Below are 17,122 nucleotides of genomic sequence, written 5' to 3' on the forward strand. Positions count from 1 at the left end.
CCGCCGTCTACGCGCGGCACGTTCGTAGAAGCGTCAAGGACCCGGTCCCGCCCGGAACCCCGCCGCCCGGCTCTGCCAAGATGCCTCAGTCATGGTGCAGATTCCCAAGCAGCCCACGCCCTCGTCGCCCGCACAGCCCGCCGTGCCCACGAGCGCCGACGTGGCCCGCCTGGCCGGCGTCTCCCGCGCGACCGTCTCCTACGTCCTGAACAACACCAGCGCCGTCCGGATCAGCGAGCCCACCCGCCGCCGGGTGCACGCCGCCGCCGAGGAACTCGGCTACGTGCCGCACGCCGCCGCCCGCAGCCTGCGCGCCGGCCACAGCCGCACCGTCCTGATGCCCGCGCCGACCGTCCCCGCCGGTCCGCTCTACAGCCGGTTCCTCGACGACGTCCAGGGCGCCCTCGGCCGCCTGGACTACACGGTCGTGAGTTACGGGACCCGCGGCCTCACCGACGACGAGGCCGCCCGTGCCTGGGCCGAGCTGCGGCCGGTCGCCGTCCTGGTGCCGGGCACCGGTCTCGGCCCGCAGGGCGTCGCCCTGCTCAAACGCTCCGGAGCCCGCGCCGTCGTCACCATCGGACCCGAATCGGTCGACGGCGCGCACGCCTTACTGATGGACCACGAGGGGGTCGGCCGGGCCGCCGCCGCCCATCTCCTCGACCGTGGCCGCCGCGCCCTCGGCGTCGTCGTCCCCGCCGAGCCCGGCCTCGACGTGTTCTCCGCACCCCGCCTCGCCGGTGTCCGCCGCGCCCTGCGCGGCACCACCGCCACCCTCCGCGAACTGCCCCTCGCCTACGAGGAGGAGGGCGCCGCCCGGCTCGCCGCCCGCTGGCCCGGACTCGGCCTCGACGCGGTCTTCGCCTACAACGACGAGTACGCCATGCTGCTGATGCGCGCCCTGCAGGACGAGGGCGTGTCCATCCCCGAGGACACCGCCGTGATCGGCGCGGACGACCTGGTGCTCGGACGGCTGCTCCGCCCGCGCCTGAGCACCGTCCACATCGAACTTCCCTCCGGCCGCGACCTCGCCGAACTCGTCGACCGCGCCGTCCGCGACCCTTCCGCGACGCCCGAGACGCACCGGGTCCTGGGCGCCACCGTCGTGCACCGCGAGTCCAGCTGACGGCCCGCCGTCACCCGCCCGCGGTCACCCGCCCGCCGTCACTCGCCCGCGGTCACTCGCCCGCGGCCTGGGCCTGCTGGGCGGCCACCGCCTTGCGCACCTCGTCCATGTCCAGCTTCCGGGCCTGCCCGATGACGTCCGTCAGCGCGGACTCCGGCAGCGCACCCGGCTGCGCGAACACGGCGACCTGGTCGCGGACGATCATCAGCGTCGGGATCGACTGGATGCCGAAGGCCGCGGCCAACTCCGGCTGCGCCTCGGTGTCGACCTTGCCGAACACCAGGTCGGGGTTGTCCTGCGCGGCCTTCTCGTAGACCGGCGCGAACATCCGGCACGGGCCGCACCAGGACGCCCAGAAGTCGATGAGGACGAACTCGTTCTCCGTCACCGTCCGGTCGAAGTTCTCCTTGGTGAGTTCCACAGTGCTGCTCATGGCGTGAATCCCTCTTCCTGCTGTCGGGGTGAGCCGTCCGCACCAACGCCTGGAGGCCGGGCGGTATTCCGTACGCGCACCGTCGTGCACGGCGCGCGTACCCGTGTGGCCGGGGAGCACACCACCCGGAAGACTGACCCCCATGACGGAATCGGAATCCCATGCGTACGACGTGGTGGTGCTCGGAGCCGGGCCCGTGGGGGAGAACGTCGCCGACCGCACCCGCGCGGCCGGCCTGTCCACCGCGGTCGTGGAGGGCGAGCTGGTCGGCGGCGAGTGCTCCTACTGGGCCTGCATGCCGAGCAAGGCCCTGCTGCGCCCGGTCATCGCCCGCGCCGACGCCCGCCGCCTCCCCGGACTGAGCCGGGCCGTGCAGGGCTCCCTGGACACTCCCGCGGTCCTCGCCCGCCGCGACGACCGCGTCGCCCACTGGAAGGACGACGGCCAGGTCGAGTGGATCGAGGGCATCGGCGCCGACCTCCACCGCGGCCACGGCCGGCTCGCCGGGCCGCGCACGGTGGAGGTCACCGGCCCCGACGGCACCCGCCGCACCCTCACCGCCCGGCACGCCGTCGCGGTGTGCACCGGCACCCGCGCCCGGCTGCCTGACCTGCCGGGCCTCGCCGAGGTCCGCCCCTGGACCAGCCGGGAGGCGACCTCCGCGCGGAAGGCGCCGGGCCGGCTGGTCGTCGTGGGCGGCGGTGTCGTGGCGGTGGAGATGGCCACCGCCTGGCAGGCCCTGGGCTCGCGGGTCACCCTGCTGGTGCGGGGCACGGGCCTGCTGAACCGGATGGAGCCGTTCGCCGGGGAGCTGGTGGCGGACGCGCTGGCGGAGGCGGGCGTCGACATCCGCACCGGCACCTCGGTGGAGTCGGTGACCCGCCTCGACGGAACCGTGACCGTCGCCACCGGCACGGGGGAGCGCCTGGCGGCCGACGAGGTCCTCTTCGCCACCGGACGCGCCCCGCGCACCGACGACATCGGCCTGGACACCGTGGGCCTGGAACCCGGCGGCTGGCTCGCCGTCGACGACAGCCTCCGGGTGGAGGGCACCGACTGGCTGTACGCCGTCGGTGACGTCAACCACCGCGCCCTGCTCACCCACCAGGGCAAGTACCAGGCCCGGATCGCGGGCGCGGCCATCGCCGCCCGCGCGTCGGGCGTGCCGGTCCTGGAGACCGACGCGTGGGGCGCCCACAGCGCCACCGCCGACCGGGCCGCGGTGCCCCAGGTGGTCTTCACCGACCCGGAGGCCGCCGCCGTGGGCCTGTCCCTGGCCGAGGCGGAGCAGGCCGGTCACCGGGTGCGGGGGGTGGACGTCGAGTTCACCTCGGTGGCGGGCGCCGGCCTGTACGCCGAGGGCTACCGGGGCCGCGCCCGCATGGTCGTCGACCTCGACGAAGGCTTCCTGCGCGGTGTGACCTTCGTCGGCCCCGGCGTCGGCGAGCTGATCCACTCGGCGACCGTCGCGGTCGCCGGGCGGGTCCCGGTGGAGCGCCTCTGGCACGCGGTGCCCTCGTACCCGACCCTCGGCGAGGTGTGGCTGCGGCTGCTGGAGACGTACCGGGACAGCTGAACGGGCCCCGCGCGGCCGCACGTTCCCCGCCCCGCGACCGGGGACACCCCGCCCCGGGGCGGCACGGCCCGCGCGCGGCCCGCGGGCCCCGATGGCAGGGCGATGACGGCGATGACGGCGATGACGGTGGGGCGTCCTGCGCAGCGGGCGGGGCGGCCGGGAACCGGCCGTCCCGGTGCGGTCGTCCGGACGGCGGATGCGCCGACGCGTACGGCGGCGGACGCGCGGCGCCGAAAGGACCGCCGCAGGCCCTGGCCGGTCCGGCCGCGGTCAGCGCCGGTCCGGCCGTGGTCAGGGCCGCGGGAGCGGCTCCGCGGCCTGCAGTGCGGCGAGTTCGGCGTCGGCGCGCTCGGTGATGCGGGTCAGGACGCGGCCGGCGACGGCGAGGTCCTCGGCCGGTATCCCGGCGTAGATCCGGGCGGACACGGGTGCGGTCCGCGCCGTCGCGGTGGCGTACAGCTCGCGCCCGGCACCGGTCGCCCGCACGGTGCGGCCCTCGGTGCCGAGCAGCCCGCGCCCGGCCAGGTCGCCGACGGTGACCAGGACGTCCGCCGCAGGGACCTTCAGTGCCGAGGCCGCCCGCGCGGCCAGCACCTCCCGCCGGACGGGGCCCTCGGCCACCACGGCCAGCCGCAGGGTCACCAGCTGCCGGAAGGTGAGCCCGAGCGGGGTGAGCAGGTGCTCCAGGACGGCGCGCCCGGCGTAGTGGGCGAGTCCGATGACACGGGGGTCGAGGACGGGGGCTGCGCTGGTGGTCATCGTGTCTCCTGCCTTCTCTCCTGAGGTGGGGTGCCGGCCGCCGGGTCCAGCGGCGTGCCGAGCAGGGCGGTGAGGTCCCGGACCAGGGCCCGGGAACGCTCGCCGTCGAGTCCGCCCAGCGGGGCGAGCAACTGCTCCAGCAGCGCGTGCACGACCTCGATGGCGCGCAGGGCCGTCTCCTCACCCCGCTCCGTGAGGGAGAGGCGTACCGCGCGCGGATCGACCGGGTCGCGCTCCCGCCGGACCAGTCCGGCGCTCTCCAGGGCGCGCGCCAGCTTGGACACGTACAGCGGTTCGAGTCCGGTGTGGTCGGCGAGCCGGCGCTGGCTGGGGTGCTCGCCGGAGCGGTGCATGCCGTGCAGCGAGGCCACCAGGGAGTACTGGGCGTGGGTGAGCCCGAGCGGGGCCACCGCGCGGTCCACGGCCGTCCGCCACTTCATGGACAGCCGCCACACCAGGAATCCGGGCGTCGGGCCCTGTTCGCCGTTGCTCATGAAAGAAACAGTACATGGCTACTATGTACATGGCTACTATTTCTCGGCGGGCGGGCCGCCGGGGCCGGCGGCGGTCCCGGGCGGGGCCTCAGAGGGTCGCCGCGTGGTCCGGGACGTAGGTCTGCAGGTCGCGAGGGGTGCGCTCGTAGCCGGTGGACGGCGGACGCTCCGGCAGTTCGAGGACCGGCGGCAGGATGTCGGCGTACGGCACCGAGGACAGCAGATGGGCGATCATGTTCAGGCGCGCCCGGCGCTTGTCGTCGCTCTCCACCACGTACCAGGGCGCCTCGGTGACGTCGGTGTGCACCATCATCTCGTCCTTGGCGCGGGAGTACGCCTCCCAGCGGGTGAGGGACTCGAGGTCCATCGGCGACAGCTTCCAGCGCCGCAGCGGATCCTCAAGGCGCCGGCGGAAGCGGTCCTGCTGCTCGGCGTCGCTGACGGAGAACCAGTACTTGCGGAGCAGGATCCCGTCCTCCACCAGCATCCGCTCGAAGATCGGGCACTGCCGCAGGAAGCGCTGGTGCTCCTCCTTGGTGCAGAAGCCCATCACGTGCTCGACCCCGGCGCGGTTGTACCAGGACCGGTCGAAGAGCACGATCTCGCCTGCGGCCGGGAGGTGTTCGACGTAGCGCTGGAAGTACCACTGCGTCCGCTCCCGCTCGGTCGGCGTGGGCAGGGCCGCGATCCGGGCCACCCGCGGGTTGAGATGCTCCGTGACGCGCTTGATCGTGCCGCCCTTGCCTGCCGCGTCACGCCCCTCGAAGACCACCACCAGCCGGGCGCCCTCGGACTTCACCCACTCCTGGAGCTTCACCAACTCGCCTTGCAGGCGCAGAAGTTCGTTCTCGTACGCCGAGCGGGGGAGTTTCGCCGCCCTGCTCGCCGCCTTCTTGCCGCCCTTGTCGCCCATGCGCCGCTCCACAGCCGGTCGGACACCAGGACGCCACGGTACGTCACGCGCAACCGGGATGCCGTGCGGCGGTGCCGGGCCGGACGCCGTCGGCACCCCGGCCGCGGCTGACGGGGTGCGCACGGCGGGCGGCCCGGCACCGGTCAGGCCGGGCGGGAGTGCGGGGCCGCCGTGCCGGGGTGGCCCAGATGCGAGGTGAACCAGTCCCGGGCCAGCCCGGCCACCGCGGTCAGCGTGCCGGGCTCCGTGAACAGATGGCCGGCGCCGGGGACGACGGCCAGCCGGTGCTCGCAGCGCAGCCGGGCCGCGGCGATCCGGTTGAGGCCGAGCACCTGCGGGTCCCGGCCGCCCACCACCAGCAGCGTCGGTGCCCGCACCCGGGCGAGCGCGGCACCGGAGGCCAGGTCGGGCCGGCCGCCGCGGGACACGATCGCGAGGATGTCGTCCCCCACGGCGGCCTCCAGACAGGCGGCCGCGCCGGTGCTCGCCCCGAAGTACGACACGGGCAGCCCGGACTCCCGGCGCACCCAGTCCGCGGCCGCGCGCAGCCGCCGGGCCAGCAGCAGCGTGTCGAAGACGTTGCCGCGGTCGCCCTCCTCGTCCTCGGTCAGCAGGTCGAGCAGCAGCGTGCCGAGACCGGCCCGGTTCAGCTCGGCCGCGACGTACTGGTTGCGGGGACTGTGCCGGCTGCTGCCGCTGCCGTGCGCGAAGGCCACCACCGCGGGTGCCGCCTCGGGCAGCGCGTACAGCGCGGTCAGCCGCACCCCGGGGGCGGGGACCTCCACCTCCGGGTCCCGCTGCGGGTCCCCGGTGGCGGCCCGCGCCGGCCACGCGCGGGCGGCGTCCGCCAGCAGCGCGGTGACCTCGGCGTCCCCGGTCTGCTCGAAGTCCCGGTACCAGGCCCCGACCGACCCGAACGCGGCGGGCGTCTCCAGGCACACGACCTCGTCGGCGACGTCGCGCAGCAGGGCCGGCACACCGGCCGGAGCCACCGGCAGGGCCAGCACGATCCGCGCGGCGTGCTGCCCGCGGACCACCCGGCAGGCGGCCCGCGCGGTGGCTCCGGTCGCCACGCCGTCGTCCACCACCACGACCGTCCGCCCGGCGAGCGGGACCGGCGGCCGGCCGGCCCGGTAGGCGCGCACCCGGCGCTCCAGCTCGGCCCGTTCGGCCTGCTCGACCTCCGCCTGCTCGGCGGGGCTGACACCGGTCGCGGCCACGACGTCGTCGTTGAGGACCCGCACCCCGTGTTCGCCGATCGCGCCGAACCCCAGCTCCGGCTGCCACGGCACCCCCAGCTTCCGCACCACCAGCACGTCCAGTGGAGCGCCGAGGCCGCGGGCCACCTGGTGGGCGACCGGCACACCGCCGCGCGGCAGCCCCAGTACGACGGTGTGCTCGCCGCTCCTGCCGCTCCCGCCGCTTCTGCGGCCTCTGCCGGTCCCGCCGTTCCTGCCGCTGTCGCCGCTCAGCCCCCGCAGCGCCTCGGCCAGGCGGCGTCCGGCGTCCACCCGGTCCTCGAAAGCCATGGGTCACCTCCTGTGCGTGCCCCGGGGGCCGTGCCCCCGCGTTCCGGGCCGCCCGGCCGGCCCCGCGCTGCACCGCGCGCGGCCGGCGGCGGGCCCGGCCGGCCGGCCCGCCGCGGTCGGCGCCGTCAGCCCGTCCGGTGACCGCCCCAGCGCGGGCCGACGAGTTCCCACTCACGGCTCCACAGCTTCAGACGGTGCCGGTCGAGCACCCATCGCGCGACGGCCCCGGCGCCCACCACGGCTCCGGCGAAGGCGACCGCCGCGGCGACGCCCAGCATCGCCGCCTCCACGGAGGCCTCGGCGGCGGTCGGCGGCTGCGTCGCGAGGGCGCCGTCGGGATCCTGCCAGACCACCACGTCGGAACCGGCCTTCAGCCCGCCGGCCACCATCGTGGTGCCGGTGCGGATCGCGCCGTCCGACGCCGTCCAGCGGACCTCCGCCCGGACCTCGTCGGCCACCGAGCCGGCCCGCGGCCCGTCCGACGGCAGGATCGCGACGACCTCCGCCGTGACCGGCGCGCGCTCGGCGCGCTGCTGGGCGAACGAGCCCTCGGCGGCGTGCGAGGCCACCAGCCCCACGAGAATGCCGCCGACCAGCACCACGAGCCACACCGCCAGCACGATCCAGGCCTCGACGATGTCGTCACGCCGCCGTAGCGGGTTGTGCCGCCACCGCCAGAACCTGCGCTTGGGATATCCGCTGCCGTGCATGGATCCGTACCTCTTCACCAGGGTCACACTCCGACGGTGACGGCGTCGAGTCCTGGGCGGCAGGGGCCGACCATCGGCAGTCGGGGGACCGTCCGGCCCCGGCCGGGGGACCATCGGCCCGTACGGCGGCGAGGAACCGCGTGCCCCTGCGGCGCGGGCCGGGTCAGGCCGTGACGGGGCCCGCCAGCTCCACGATGTCGTCGGCGGCCACGTCGTGCAGCCGGATGGCCAGGTCCTCCAGGGCCCGGCTCGCCGCGAGTTCGTCGCCGATCTCCGGCACCGGCCGGTCGGTGGGGTTGCGCCGGGCCCGGCCACGGCCGGTGATCTCCTCGGCGCCGTCCGTGACCAGCACGGCACGTGCCTGCGTGTCGTCGCCGTCCTCCGTGAGGTGGATCTGCACGGTCCACTGCTTCGCTCGCATCGTGATCACTTCCGTACGCGTGTCTCCGGCCGCGGTCTCTACGTGCCAGCCTGCGCCTCGACGGCCGAAGGGGCCAGCCGGTCCACCCTGCCGGAACGCCGGAACGCCGGAACGCCGGAACGCCGGAACGCCGGAACGCCGGAACGCCGGAACGCCGGAACGCCGGGGCGCCGGGGCGCCGGAACGTCGGGGCGCACGGACGTCCCGGGCTGCCGTGTGGCCGCCGCACCGCGCTCTCCGCCGGACGTGCCGCGGTACGACGCGCCGGCCGGCCGCGGCGCCGTCGCGGCCGGCCGCGCGGTTCCCCGCGCCCCTTCGGGGCGCTGCCGGACCGCCGCGGGCTCCGCCACGCCCTAGACTCCCGGTGCCGGACGCGGCCCGAGCGGCCGCGGCGGCGGAGGGGCTGCACTGCCACCGGGTACGGCATCCCCGACGGCGACCGCGGGGGCGGCCCGCTCCGGCGCCGCAGACCGGGGGGACGTTCCGCTCCGGTGCCGAAGGGAGTCCGCCCGTGACGGCCACCGCCCCGCCCGTGACCCTCGACGACGTCCGCGCCGCCGCGGCACGCCTCGCGGGCGTCGCCCACCGCACCCCCGTCCAGCACTCACGCACCCTCGACGCGCTGACCGGCCGCGAGGCCCTCCTCAAGTGCGAGAACTTCCAGCGGGTGGGCGCGTTCAAGTTCCGTGGCGCCTACCACGCGGCCTCCCGGCTCACCCCCGAGCGGCTCGCCCGCGGCATCGCGGCCTACTCCTCCGGAAACCACGCCCAGGCCGTCGCCCTCGCCGCCCGCGAACTGGGCACCCGCGCGGTGATCGTGATGCCCGAGGACGCTCCCCGGGCCAAGCGCGCGGCGACCGAGGGCTACGGCGCCGAGATCGTCACCTACGACCGCTACACCGGCGACCGGGTCGCGCTGGCCGAGGCGCTGGCCGCGGAGCGCGGCCTGACCCTGATCCCGCCGTACGAGCACCCCGACGTCATGGCCGGACAGGGCACCGCCGCGCTCGAACTGTTCGCCGAGGCGGGAGAACTCGGTGAACTGGTGGTGCCGGTCGGCGGCGGCGGGCTGATGGCGGGCAGCGCCACCGTCGCCAAGGGACTGCACCCCCGGATCCGGGTCGTGGGGGTGGAGCCGGAGGACGGGGACGACACCTTGCGCTCCCTGGCGGCGGGCCGGCGCGTCACCGTCCCGGTGCCGCGCACCATCGCCGACGGGCAGGCCCTGTCCACGCCCGGTGAGTTGACGTTCTCCGTCAACCGGCGGCTGGTCGACGAGATCGTCCTGGTCGGCGACGACGAGATCCGGGCGGCGATGCGGTTCGCCTTCGAGCGGCTGAAGATCGTGCTGGAGCCCAGCGGGGCCACTGCGCTGGCCGCCCTGCTGTCCGGCCGGTGCGGCACCGCGGCCCGCCGCACCGGGGTGATCCTGTCCGGCGGGAACATCGACACGGCCCGCTTCACGGAGCTGACCGCCGCGGGCGGGTGAGCCCCGCCCGAATGGCGGGGCGCCGCCCCCCGGGCGGACGATGGGAGCAAGGGCCCGGCCCCCGCCGAGGCACGTTCCCGGCCGGGGAACGGCGGACGGGAACCGGACCCGGCCGTCCCCGGCGGCCGGACCAGCGGTCGTCCCCGGCGGCCCCGAAAGGAGGGCGTCATGCTGGAAGTGAAGGCGCTCGACAGGGCGGACGATCAACGGGACTTCCCCCACGGGCACATGACCGCGGTGCACCTGCCGGGCTGCGACTTCGCCCTGGCCACCTTCGAACCGGGCTGGCGCTGGTCGGAGTCGGTCGGACCGATCGCCGGCACGGAGACCTGCCAGATGAACCACAACGGCTACGTCGTCCAGGGCCGGCTCCACATCCACATGGACGACGGCACCGAGAACGAGATCGGCCCCGGCGACGTGTTCGTGTGCTCGCCGGGCCACGACGCGTGGGTCGTCGGCGACGAGCCCTGCATCACCTTCGACTTCGAGGGCCAGACGGCGAAGGAGTACGCGAAGGACGCGGAGAGGCAGAAGTAGGGAAGGCGGGGGGAGCGGACCGGGGTGCGGGGGAGCGGCGGAGGACGGCCGGCGGCGCACGCCGCCGCTCACACCGGCAGCAGCCTGCCCACGATGTCGCCCAGCTGCCGGGCGTTGCGGCACTCGTGCATCTCCACCAGCTCCGCGTACTGCGGTGCGACCGAGTCGCCGGTGCCCCACTGTGCGCGCGGCTCGGGGTTCAGCCAGTACACCCGCCGGGCCAGCCCCGCCAGCCGCCGCAGCGCGGGCAGGTTCGGGTCGGCCTGGTTCGTGCGCGCGTCACCCAGCACGAACACGGTGGTACGGGGCCCGACCGCGTCCCCGTGCAGCTCGCCGAACTCGCCCAGCGCCAGGCCGTAGTCGCTGCTGTCGTGCCAGCCGGTGACGCGGGCCTCGCCGCCGATGCGGGCGCCCAGTCCCTCCGGATCGGCGTGCCCGTGCACCAGCAGGCCGGTCACCTCGTCGACCCGGTTGACGAAGGCGAACACCCGCACCTTGCTGAACTGGTCGTGCAGCGCCTGCACCAGCAGCATCGTGAAGTCGGAGAAGCCGGACACCGAGCCGGACACGTCGCACAGCAGCACCAGTTCGGGCCGGGCCGGGCGGCGGCGCCGCAGCACCGGGCGCATCGGCACCCCGCCGGTGGACAGCGAGCCGCGCAGGGTGCGCCGCAGGTCGATGGTGCCCCGCTGGGCGCGCCGCCGCCGCGCGGCCAGCCGGGTGGCCAGCTTGCGTGCCAACGGCCGTACGGTCCTGCGCAGTTCGGCGAGCCGGTCCTTGCCGGCGTAGAGGAAGTCGACCCGGTCGGCGGTCGGGGCGACGGCCCTTTTGGCGATCTGCTCCCGGCCGCGCCGCTCGGCGACCCGGCGCCGGGCCTCGGCCGCCACCTGCCGGCGGAAGTCCTCGATGCCGCGCCGGATCTCGTCCTCCAGCAGCCGGTCGGCGAACCCGGTGCGGCCGCCGCGGGCCCGTACCTCGTCGCGGACCCGGGCCAGCAGCGTCTGCGGGCGGATCCGGTCCAGCGCCTGGTACGAGGACCAGCCGTCCGAGCCCGCCGTGCCGCCGTAGCCGCCGAAGCCGTCGACCGCCTCCACCGCGAGCCGGGCCAGGGCGGCCCCGTCGCCGGCGGCGAGGGCGTCGGCCAGCCGGTCGCGCAGCTGCTCCCGGTCCGCCGTCGCGCCCTCGGGGCCGCCGACCGCGCGCGGGAAGTACAGGTCGAAGACCGGGTCGAACACCTGCCGCTGGGCGGGGGTGTGCAGCAGGGTCGCGGCCAGGCCCTCGCGCAGCAGCTCGCGGTCGGTGAAGCCGAGTTCGGCGGCGGCGCGCGCGGCGTCCACGGTCTCGCCGGTGCCGATCCGCAGCCCGTGCGCGCGCAGCGCGCCGACGAGGCCGGTCAGCCGGGCGGTGACGGGCGACGGGGCCGTCAGTCGGCGTCCGGACGGGGCCGTCACACGGCGTCCAGGTCGAGCTTGGCGGCCGCCTTGAGGACGTCGTCGTGGTGCTTGAGGACGACCCCCAGGGTGTCCCGCACGACGCTCTCGTCGAGGGTGTCCACGCCCAGCGCGAGCAGGGTCCGGGCCCAGTCGACGGTCTCCGCGACCGACGGCACCTTCCGCAGGTCCATGGCGCGCAGCGCGCCCGCCACCCGCACCACGGACGCCGTCAGCGCCTCGTCCAGCTCGGGCACTCTCAGCCGGACGATGCGCCGCTCCAGTTCCTCCTCGGGGAAGCCGATGTGCAGGAACAGGCAGCGGCGGCGCAGCGCCTCCGACAGCTCCCGGCTGGCGTTGGAGGTGAGCACGACGAACGGGCGCCGGGTCGCGGTGACCGTGCCCAGCTCGGGGACGGTGACCTGGAAGTCGCTGAGCACCTCCAGCAGCAGGCCCTCCACCTCGACGTCGGCCTTGTCGGTCTCGTCGATCAGCAGCACCTTGGGGTCGTCGCCGCGGATGGCGGTGAGCAGCGGCCGGGGGAGCAGGAACTCCTCGCTGAAGACGTCGGTGCGGGTCTCGTCCCAGCTCTCGTCGCGGCCGGCACTGATCCGCAGCAGCTGCTTGGCGTGGTTCCACTCGTACAGGGCGCGGGACTCGTCCACGCCCTCGTAGCACTGGAGCCGCACCAGCCGGGCTCCCGCCACCGTCGCCACCGCCTTGGCCAGCTCGGTCTTGCCGACACCGGCCGGGCCCTCCACGAGCAGGGGTTTGCCGAGCCGGTCGGCGAGGAAGACGGTCGTGGCCACGGCCGGGGAGGCGAGGTAGCCCGCCTCGGCGAGGCGGGTGGAGACGTCGTCGACGGAAGTGAACAACCGGGCCTCCGGCGGTCATGGGCGTGCGCGATCCTGGCCCCTCTATCTAAGCGCTTGTTCAGCACCTGTGTCACCTGCCGGCCGGCCCGAAGCGCGGGCCCGCACCGTCGGACCGCACCGCGGGCCGGAGCCCGACCGGGCGGCGGCGCGGTGACCCCCCGGGGGCGCCGCGGGGACGCCGTCGGCCTCAGCCGCCCGCCAGGACCACCTCCAGCGTGCGCGGCCCGTGCACGCCCTCGACGCGGTCCAGCTCGATGTCGCTGGTGGCGGACGGGCCGGAGATCCAGGTCAGCGGGCGCCGCGGATCGAGGCGTCCGAGGGCCTGCGGGACGGACGCCACGACCTGGTCCGGCACGCGGACGACGCAGACGTGGTGGTCGGGGACGAGGGTGATCCGGCGGCGGCCCTGGTCGGGGGAGCCGTCCAGGACGACGGTGCCGGTCTCGGCGATCGCCACCGCGCACCCGGTCACCACACTGTCGACGCGGTCCAGTGCGTACGGGGTGCTGTCCGCGCGGTCGGCGACCTGCTCCACCTCGCTCTCGGCGAGCCAGCCGGGGTCCAGGCCGGGCGGCACCAGCACCGAGCGCGCCGCACGGGCGGCCAGCAACCGCGCGACGAGGGCGGGCAGTCCGGCGGCCGTGCAGCGGTGCACCACCGCCCGGTAGTCGGCGAGGTGGTCCGCGAGGAGCTCCACCGTCGCGTCGGCGTCACGATGCCCGTGCTCGCGCGCGTAGTCGCGCGGCACCGCCCGCTCGTACGCCACCGCCCGCTCGTACGCCGACGCCTGTTCGTGCGGCACCGCCTGCTCGTACGACGGTGGCTGTTCGTGCGGCACCGCCTGTTCGTACGCGGGCCCCTGCCCCGTCCGCGCGGTGTTCTCGTCCCGGCGTACGTCGGCCAGGGCCCGCCGCACCCGGCCCAGGACGCGCTCCCGGTCGCTCACCGCGCCGTGTCCTTCCCGCCGTCCCTGCCGCTGTCCTCGTCGCCGTCCCTGCCACTGTCCGTGCCGCTGTCCGTGATGCGGTCCGTGCCGCTGTCCGTGACGCGGTCCGTGCTGCTGTCCTTCCCGCCACCGGTCCGCCGCCACCAGTCGCGGAACGGTTCCGGCGGCGCCTGGGGCAGGTCGCGGGCGTCGGTCCAGGCCCGGCCGGGGCCGGGCAGCGTCCGCGGGTGCAGATGCCGGGTCCGGGACGCCAGGCGCTGCCCGGCGCGCAGGGCGCCGGGCCGGGTCAGCGCCCAGCGGGCGGCCCGCATCACCACGCGCTCGGCGGACCGGTCCCGGGCCGGCCGGAGGACGACCTTGTTCCCGGCCCGCACGGCCGGACCGCCCTGGACGACCCGCTCCCGCAGGTGCACCAGCACCTCGGGGATGTCGATCGCGACCGGGCACACGTCGTAGCACGCGCCGCACAGGGTGGAGGCGAACGGCAGGGAGGCGTCGAGACCGCTCGCCGTGCCCCGCAGCTGCGGGCCGAGGACGGCGCCGATGGGTCCGGGGTAGACGGAGCCGTAGGCGTGGCCGCCGGCCCGCTCGTAGACGGGGCACACGTTCAGACACGCCGAGCAGCGGATGCAGCGCAGCACCTGCCGCCCGACCTCGTCGGCGAGCGTGTCGGTGCGGCCGTTGTCCAGCAGCACCAGGTGGAACTCGCGCGGCCCGTCCTCCCCGGTGGTGCCGGTCCACATCGAGGTGTACGGGTTCATGCGCTCCGCCGTCGAGGAACGGGGCAGGGTCTGCAGGAAGACCTCCAGGTCACGCCAGGCGGGCACCACCTTCTCGATGCCGACGACCGAGATGAGCGTCTCGGGCAGCGTCAGGCACATCCGCCCGTTGCCCTCCGACTCCACGACCACCAGCGTCCCGGTCTCGGCGACCATGAAGTTCGCCCCGGACACGCCGACCCTGGCGCGCAGGAACTTCTCCCGCAGATGCAGCCGCGCGGCCTCGGCCAGGTCGGACGGCGTGTCGGTGAGTCCCTCCGGTGCCGGGCGGCCCCACCGTCCCATCTCGGTCCGGAACACCTCCCGGATCTCGCCCCGGTTGCGATGGATGGCCGGGACCAGGATGTGCGAGGGCCGGTCCCGGCCCAGCTGCACGATCAGCTCGGCGAGATCGGTCTCGTACGCCCGGATGCCCGCGGCCTCCAGCGCCTCGTTCAGGCCGATCTCCTGCGTGGTCATCGACTTGACCTTCACGACCTCCCTCTCGCCGGTCGCCCGCACCAGACCGGTGACGATCCGGCCCGCCTCGGCGGCGTCGGCCGCCCAGTGCACGGTGCCGCCCGCCGCCGTGACCGACTCCTCCAACTGCACCAGGTAGTGGTCCAGATGACGCAGTGTGTGGTCCTTGATCCGCCGGCCGGCCTCGCGCAGCTCCGCCCAGTCGGACACCTCCGCCACCGCCGCGGCCCGCCGGGCGCGGATGGTGTGCGTGGCGTGCCGCAGATTGGCCCGCAGCGTGGTGTCGGCGAGTGCGGCCCGCGCGGCCCGCGGAAAGGCCGGCATGCCCACGAACGTCCCGCTCATGCCCCGGACGCCTCCTCCGCGCCGGCCAGGATCTCCGCCAGGTGCACCGGCCGCATCCCGGTGCCCAGCCGGGACATCGTGCCGCCCAGGTGCATCAGGCAGGAGTTGTCGGCCGCGCACAGCACCTCCGCGCCCGTCGCCGCGGCCGCCCGCACCTTGTCCTCGCCCATCGCCGCGGACACGTCGGCGTTCTTCAGCGCGAACGTGCCGCCGAACCCGCAGCACTCCTCGGCCCCCGGCAGCTCCACCAGCTCCAGGCCCCGCACCGCCGCCAGCAGCCGCCGGGGGCGGTCGGCGAGGCGGAGGCCGCGCAGCCCGTGGCAGGTCGGGTGGTAGGCCACCCGGTGCGGGTAGCTCGCCCCGACGTCGGTCACACCGAGCACGTCGACCAGGAACTCCGTCAGCTCGTACGTCCGCGGCACCACCGGCGCCAGCGTCGCCGCGAGGGCGGAGCCGCGCCCCTCGGCCCGCGCCCGCTCGCCGAGGCGCGGGTACAGCTCCCGCACCATCGCCCCGCACGAGGCGGACGGCGTCACGACCGCCTCGTAGCCGCCGAAGACCTCGGCGAAGTGCCGGGCCAGCGGTTCCGTCTCGTGCCGGTGGCCGCTGTTGTAGTGCGCCTGCCCACAGCAGGTCTGGCGGGCCGGGAAGTCGACGTCCACGCCCAGCCGGGTCAGCAGCCGCACCACCGCGCGCCCGGTGCCGGGATACAGCGTGTCGTTGACGCACGTCAGGAACAGGGCGACCCGCATCGCGGCTCCTCGTGATCGGCCGTGGGACGGTTGCAGCGTAGAGCCTGCCCGCCCGAGCCGTCCGCAGAGCCGGACCGGACACGCCCTCCCCGGTCCGGCCCCGGGCCCCGGGCGCCGCTGAGCGACGGTTCAGTAGAGCCTGGTGATCCCCGGGGTCGGCAGGCACGTTCCCATGTGCTGGACTGGGACATGATCAGCCCTCCGACCGCACCGGGAGCACCGTTGACCGTCAGCTACCGCCAGCCCGGCGTCGTCCTCACCGACCGCCGCTTCACCGTGCCGCTCGACCACGGCGACCCGCAGGGGGAGACGATCGAGCTGTACGCCCGCGAGGTCGTGGCGAGCGACAAGGCCCGGCAGGACCTCCCGTGGCTGGTCTACCTCCAGGGCGGCCCCGGCTTCGGCGCGAACCGCTTCGTCGGCCGGGCCGCCTGGCTCGGGCGCGCCCTGAAGGAGTTCCGGGTGCTGCTGCTCGACCAGCGCGGCACCGGCCACTCCACGCCCGCCAACCGCCAGACCCTTCCGCTGCGCGGCGGCCCCGCAGAGCAGGCCGCGTACCTCACCCGGTTCCGCGCCGACTCCATCGTCCGCGACTGCGAGGCGATCCGCGCCCAGGTGACCGGCGGGGCCACCTGGACCGTCCTCGGGCAGAGCTTCGGCGGCTTCTGCGCCGTGCACTACCTGTCGGCCGCGCCCGAGGGCCTGACCGCCGCCCTGATCACCGGCGGCCTGCCCTCGCTGGACGCCCACGCCGACGACGTGTACCGGGCCGCGTACCCGCGCGTCGAGCGCAAGGTCGCCGCGCACTACGCCCGCTACCCGCAGGACGTCGAGCGCGCCCGCCGCATCGCCGACCACCTGCTCCGGCACGAGGTGCGCCTGCCCAACGGCCACCACCTCACCGCGGAGGCCTTCCAGTCGCTCGGCATCCTCCTCGGCAGCGGCGACGGCACCCACCGCCTGCACTTCATGCTGGAGCACGCCTTCGTGCCCACCCCGCAGGGCCCGGCCCTGTCCGACGCCTTCCAGGAGGAGGTGCAGGGCCTGCTCTCCTACGCCGGACACCCGCTGTACGCCCTCGTCCACGAGGCGATCTACGGCCAGGACGCCCGTCCCACCGACTGGTCGGCCGAGCGGGTCCGCCAGGAGTTCCCGCAGTTCGACGCCGCCAAGACGCTCACCGGCGACGGCCCCCTGCTCTTCACCGGGGAGAGCGTCCACCCGTGGATGTTCGACTGCGACCCCGCCCTGCGCCCGCTCCGCGAGACGGCCGGTCTGCTCGCCGCGCACACCGGCTGGCAGCCGCTCTACGACCCGGCCCGCCTGGCCGCGAACGAGGTCCCGGTGGCGGCCGCGGTCTACCACGACGACCTGTACGTCGACACGGCCCACTCCCTCCGGACGGCGCGGTCAATCCGGGGCCTGCGCACCTGGGTGACCGACGAGTTCGAGCACGACGGCGTACGCGCCGGCGGCCCGCGCGTCCTGGACCGCCTGCTGTCCCTCGTCCGCGACGAGGCCTGACCCCACGGCGCACGGGCCGGCT

17 protein-coding genes are annotated in these 17,122 nt (G+C 75.5%); 5 read left to right on the forward strand and 12 right to left on the reverse strand.

Features of this window, described 5'->3' with window-relative positions; genetic code table 11:
* Positions 1 to 91: 91 nt before the first annotated feature.
* Positions 92 to 1,126, forward strand: a complete 1,035-nt coding sequence (locus tag AC5K6T_RS12850) for a LacI family DNA-binding transcriptional regulator (RefSeq protein ID WP_493208568.1) — start codon at positions 92 to 94, stop codon at positions 1,124 to 1,126.
* A gap of 52 nt (positions 1,127 to 1,178) precedes the next feature.
* On the opposite strand, the gene trxA is transcribed toward AC5K6T_RS12850, so the two are convergent.
* Entirely contained in the window at positions 1,179 to 1,559 is a 381-nt protein-coding gene (gene trxA, locus AC5K6T_RS12855) for a thioredoxin (RefSeq protein WP_493208569.1), read from the reverse strand.
* Between the two features lie 142 nt (positions 1,560 to 1,701).
* Between trxA and AC5K6T_RS12860 the strand changes: the two genes are divergently transcribed.
* On the forward strand, positions 1,702 to 3,135 hold the full coding sequence (locus AC5K6T_RS12860; RefSeq protein ID WP_493208571.1) for a dihydrolipoyl dehydrogenase family protein: 1,434 nt from the start codon (positions 1,702 to 1,704) through the stop codon (positions 3,133 to 3,135).
* A 291-nt stretch (positions 3,136 to 3,426) separates the two neighbouring features.
* On the opposite strand, the gene AC5K6T_RS12865 is transcribed toward AC5K6T_RS12860, so the two are convergent.
* The 6 genes from AC5K6T_RS12865 to AC5K6T_RS12890 form a co-directional block, all read right to left on the reverse strand.
* On the reverse strand, positions 3,427 to 3,894 hold the full coding sequence (locus AC5K6T_RS12865; RefSeq protein WP_493208573.1) for a MarR family transcriptional regulator: 468 nt from the start codon (positions 3,892 to 3,894) through the stop codon (positions 3,427 to 3,429).
* Complete coding sequence (locus tag AC5K6T_RS12870; protein ID WP_493208575.1) at positions 3,891 to 4,388, reverse strand: MarR family winged helix-turn-helix transcriptional regulator; 498 nt, start codon at positions 4,386 to 4,388, stop codon at positions 3,891 to 3,893. The genes AC5K6T_RS12865 and AC5K6T_RS12870 overlap by 4 nt, the downstream gene beginning before the upstream one ends.
* A gap of 88 nt (positions 4,389 to 4,476) precedes the next feature.
* On the reverse strand, positions 4,477 to 5,301 hold the full coding sequence (gene ppk2, locus AC5K6T_RS12875; RefSeq protein WP_493208577.1) for a polyphosphate kinase 2: 825 nt from the start codon (positions 5,299 to 5,301) through the stop codon (positions 4,477 to 4,479).
* A gap of 143 nt (positions 5,302 to 5,444) precedes the next feature.
* The gene (locus AC5K6T_RS12880; protein WP_493208579.1) at positions 5,445 to 6,830 is read right to left on the reverse strand and encodes a phosphoribosyltransferase family protein; all 1,386 of its coding nucleotides are present in this window, start codon (positions 6,828 to 6,830) and stop codon (positions 5,445 to 5,447) included.
* Between the two features lie 125 nt (positions 6,831 to 6,955).
* Entirely contained in the window at positions 6,956 to 7,567 is a 612-nt protein-coding gene (locus tag AC5K6T_RS12885) for an Rv1733c family protein (RefSeq protein WP_493208580.1), read from the reverse strand.
* A 136-nt stretch (positions 7,568 to 7,703) separates the two neighbouring features.
* A complete protein-coding gene (locus AC5K6T_RS12890) occupies positions 7,704 to 7,961 on the reverse strand; it encodes a DUF1876 domain-containing protein (RefSeq protein ID WP_493208581.1) in 258 nt (85 codons plus the stop codon).
* Positions 7,962 to 8,472: 511 nt separating this feature from the next.
* Between AC5K6T_RS12890 and AC5K6T_RS12895 the strand changes: the two genes are divergently transcribed.
* Both AC5K6T_RS12895 and AC5K6T_RS12900 read left to right on the forward strand, forming a co-directional pair.
* Positions 8,473 to 9,450 (forward strand): threonine/serine dehydratase family protein, encoded by a 978-nt coding sequence (locus AC5K6T_RS12895; RefSeq protein ID WP_493208583.1) that lies wholly within the window; start codon positions 8,473 to 8,475, stop codon positions 9,448 to 9,450.
* 168 nt (positions 9,451 to 9,618) lie between these two features.
* Positions 9,619 to 9,990, forward strand: coding sequence for a cupin domain-containing protein (locus tag AC5K6T_RS12900; RefSeq protein ID WP_493208585.1), 372 nt, complete (start codon positions 9,619 to 9,621; stop codon positions 9,988 to 9,990).
* Positions 9,991 to 10,058: 68 nt separating this feature from the next.
* Here AC5K6T_RS12900 and AC5K6T_RS12905 read toward each other — a convergent pair whose 3' ends face one another.
* The 5 genes from AC5K6T_RS12905 to AC5K6T_RS12925 form a co-directional block, all read right to left on the reverse strand.
* Positions 10,059 to 11,441, reverse strand: coding sequence for a vWA domain-containing protein (locus AC5K6T_RS12905; protein WP_493208587.1), 1,383 nt, complete (start codon positions 11,439 to 11,441; stop codon positions 10,059 to 10,061).
* Entirely contained in the window at positions 11,438 to 12,295 is an 858-nt protein-coding gene (locus tag AC5K6T_RS12910) for an AAA family ATPase (protein WP_493208589.1), read from the reverse strand. Before AC5K6T_RS12910 ends, AC5K6T_RS12905 begins: the two co-directional genes overlap by 4 nt.
* Before the next feature lie 187 nt (positions 12,296 to 12,482).
* On the reverse strand, positions 12,483 to 13,241 hold the full coding sequence (locus tag AC5K6T_RS12915) for a LutC/YkgG family protein (protein ID WP_493208591.1): 759 nt from the start codon (positions 13,239 to 13,241) through the stop codon (positions 12,483 to 12,485).
* Positions 13,238 to 14,824, reverse strand: coding sequence for a lactate utilization protein B (locus AC5K6T_RS12920; RefSeq protein WP_493208593.1), 1,587 nt, complete (start codon positions 14,822 to 14,824; stop codon positions 13,238 to 13,240). The genes AC5K6T_RS12915 and AC5K6T_RS12920 overlap by 4 nt, the downstream gene beginning before the upstream one ends.
* Entirely contained in the window at positions 14,821 to 15,576 is a 756-nt protein-coding gene (locus AC5K6T_RS12925) for a (Fe-S)-binding protein (RefSeq protein WP_493208595.1), read from the reverse strand. The genes AC5K6T_RS12920 and AC5K6T_RS12925 overlap by 4 nt, the downstream gene beginning before the upstream one ends.
* Before the next feature lie 222 nt (positions 15,577 to 15,798).
* Between AC5K6T_RS12925 and AC5K6T_RS12930 the strand changes: the two genes are divergently transcribed.
* Positions 15,799 to 17,100 (forward strand): alpha/beta fold hydrolase, encoded by a 1,302-nt coding sequence (locus tag AC5K6T_RS12930; RefSeq protein ID WP_493208596.1) that lies wholly within the window; start codon positions 15,799 to 15,801, stop codon positions 17,098 to 17,100.
* Positions 17,101 to 17,122 lie beyond the last annotated feature (22 nt).

Source organism: Streptomyces sp. B8-7 (assembly GCF_058833805.1).

Coding starts and splice junctions, on each gene's coding strand:
- AC5K6T_RS12860 (WP_493208571.1), top strand. CDS start 1,702: ATGACGGAATCGGAATCCCATGCGTACGACGTGGTGGTGCTCGGAGCC.
- AC5K6T_RS12850 (WP_493208568.1), top strand. CDS start 92: ATGGTGCAGATTCCCAAGCAGCCCACGCCCTCGTCGCCCGCACAGCCC.
- ppk2 (WP_493208577.1), bottom strand. CDS start 5,301: ATGGGCGACAAGGGCGGCAAGAAGGCGGCGAGCAGGGCGGCGAAACTC.
- AC5K6T_RS12925 (WP_493208595.1), bottom strand. CDS start 15,576: ATGCGGGTCGCCCTGTTCCTGACGTGCGTCAACGACACGCTGTATCCC.
- AC5K6T_RS12920 (WP_493208593.1), bottom strand. CDS start 14,824: ATGAGCGGGACGTTCGTGGGCATGCCGGCCTTTCCGCGGGCCGCGCGG.
- AC5K6T_RS12870 (WP_493208575.1), bottom strand. CDS start 4,388: ATGAGCAACGGCGAACAGGGCCCGACGCCCGGATTCCTGGTGTGGCGG.
- AC5K6T_RS12880 (WP_493208579.1), bottom strand. CDS start 6,830: ATGGCTTTCGAGGACCGGGTGGACGCCGGACGCCGCCTGGCCGAGGCG.
- AC5K6T_RS12865 (WP_493208573.1), bottom strand. CDS start 3,894: ATGACCACCAGCGCAGCCCCCGTCCTCGACCCCCGTGTCATCGGACTC.
- AC5K6T_RS12900 (WP_493208585.1), top strand. CDS start 9,619: ATGCTGGAAGTGAAGGCGCTCGACAGGGCGGACGATCAACGGGACTTC.
- AC5K6T_RS12890 (WP_493208581.1), bottom strand. CDS start 7,961: ATGCGAGCGAAGCAGTGGACCGTGCAGATCCACCTCACGGAGGACGGC.
- trxA (WP_493208569.1), bottom strand. CDS start 1,559: ATGAGCAGCACTGTGGAACTCACCAAGGAGAACTTCGACCGGACGGTG.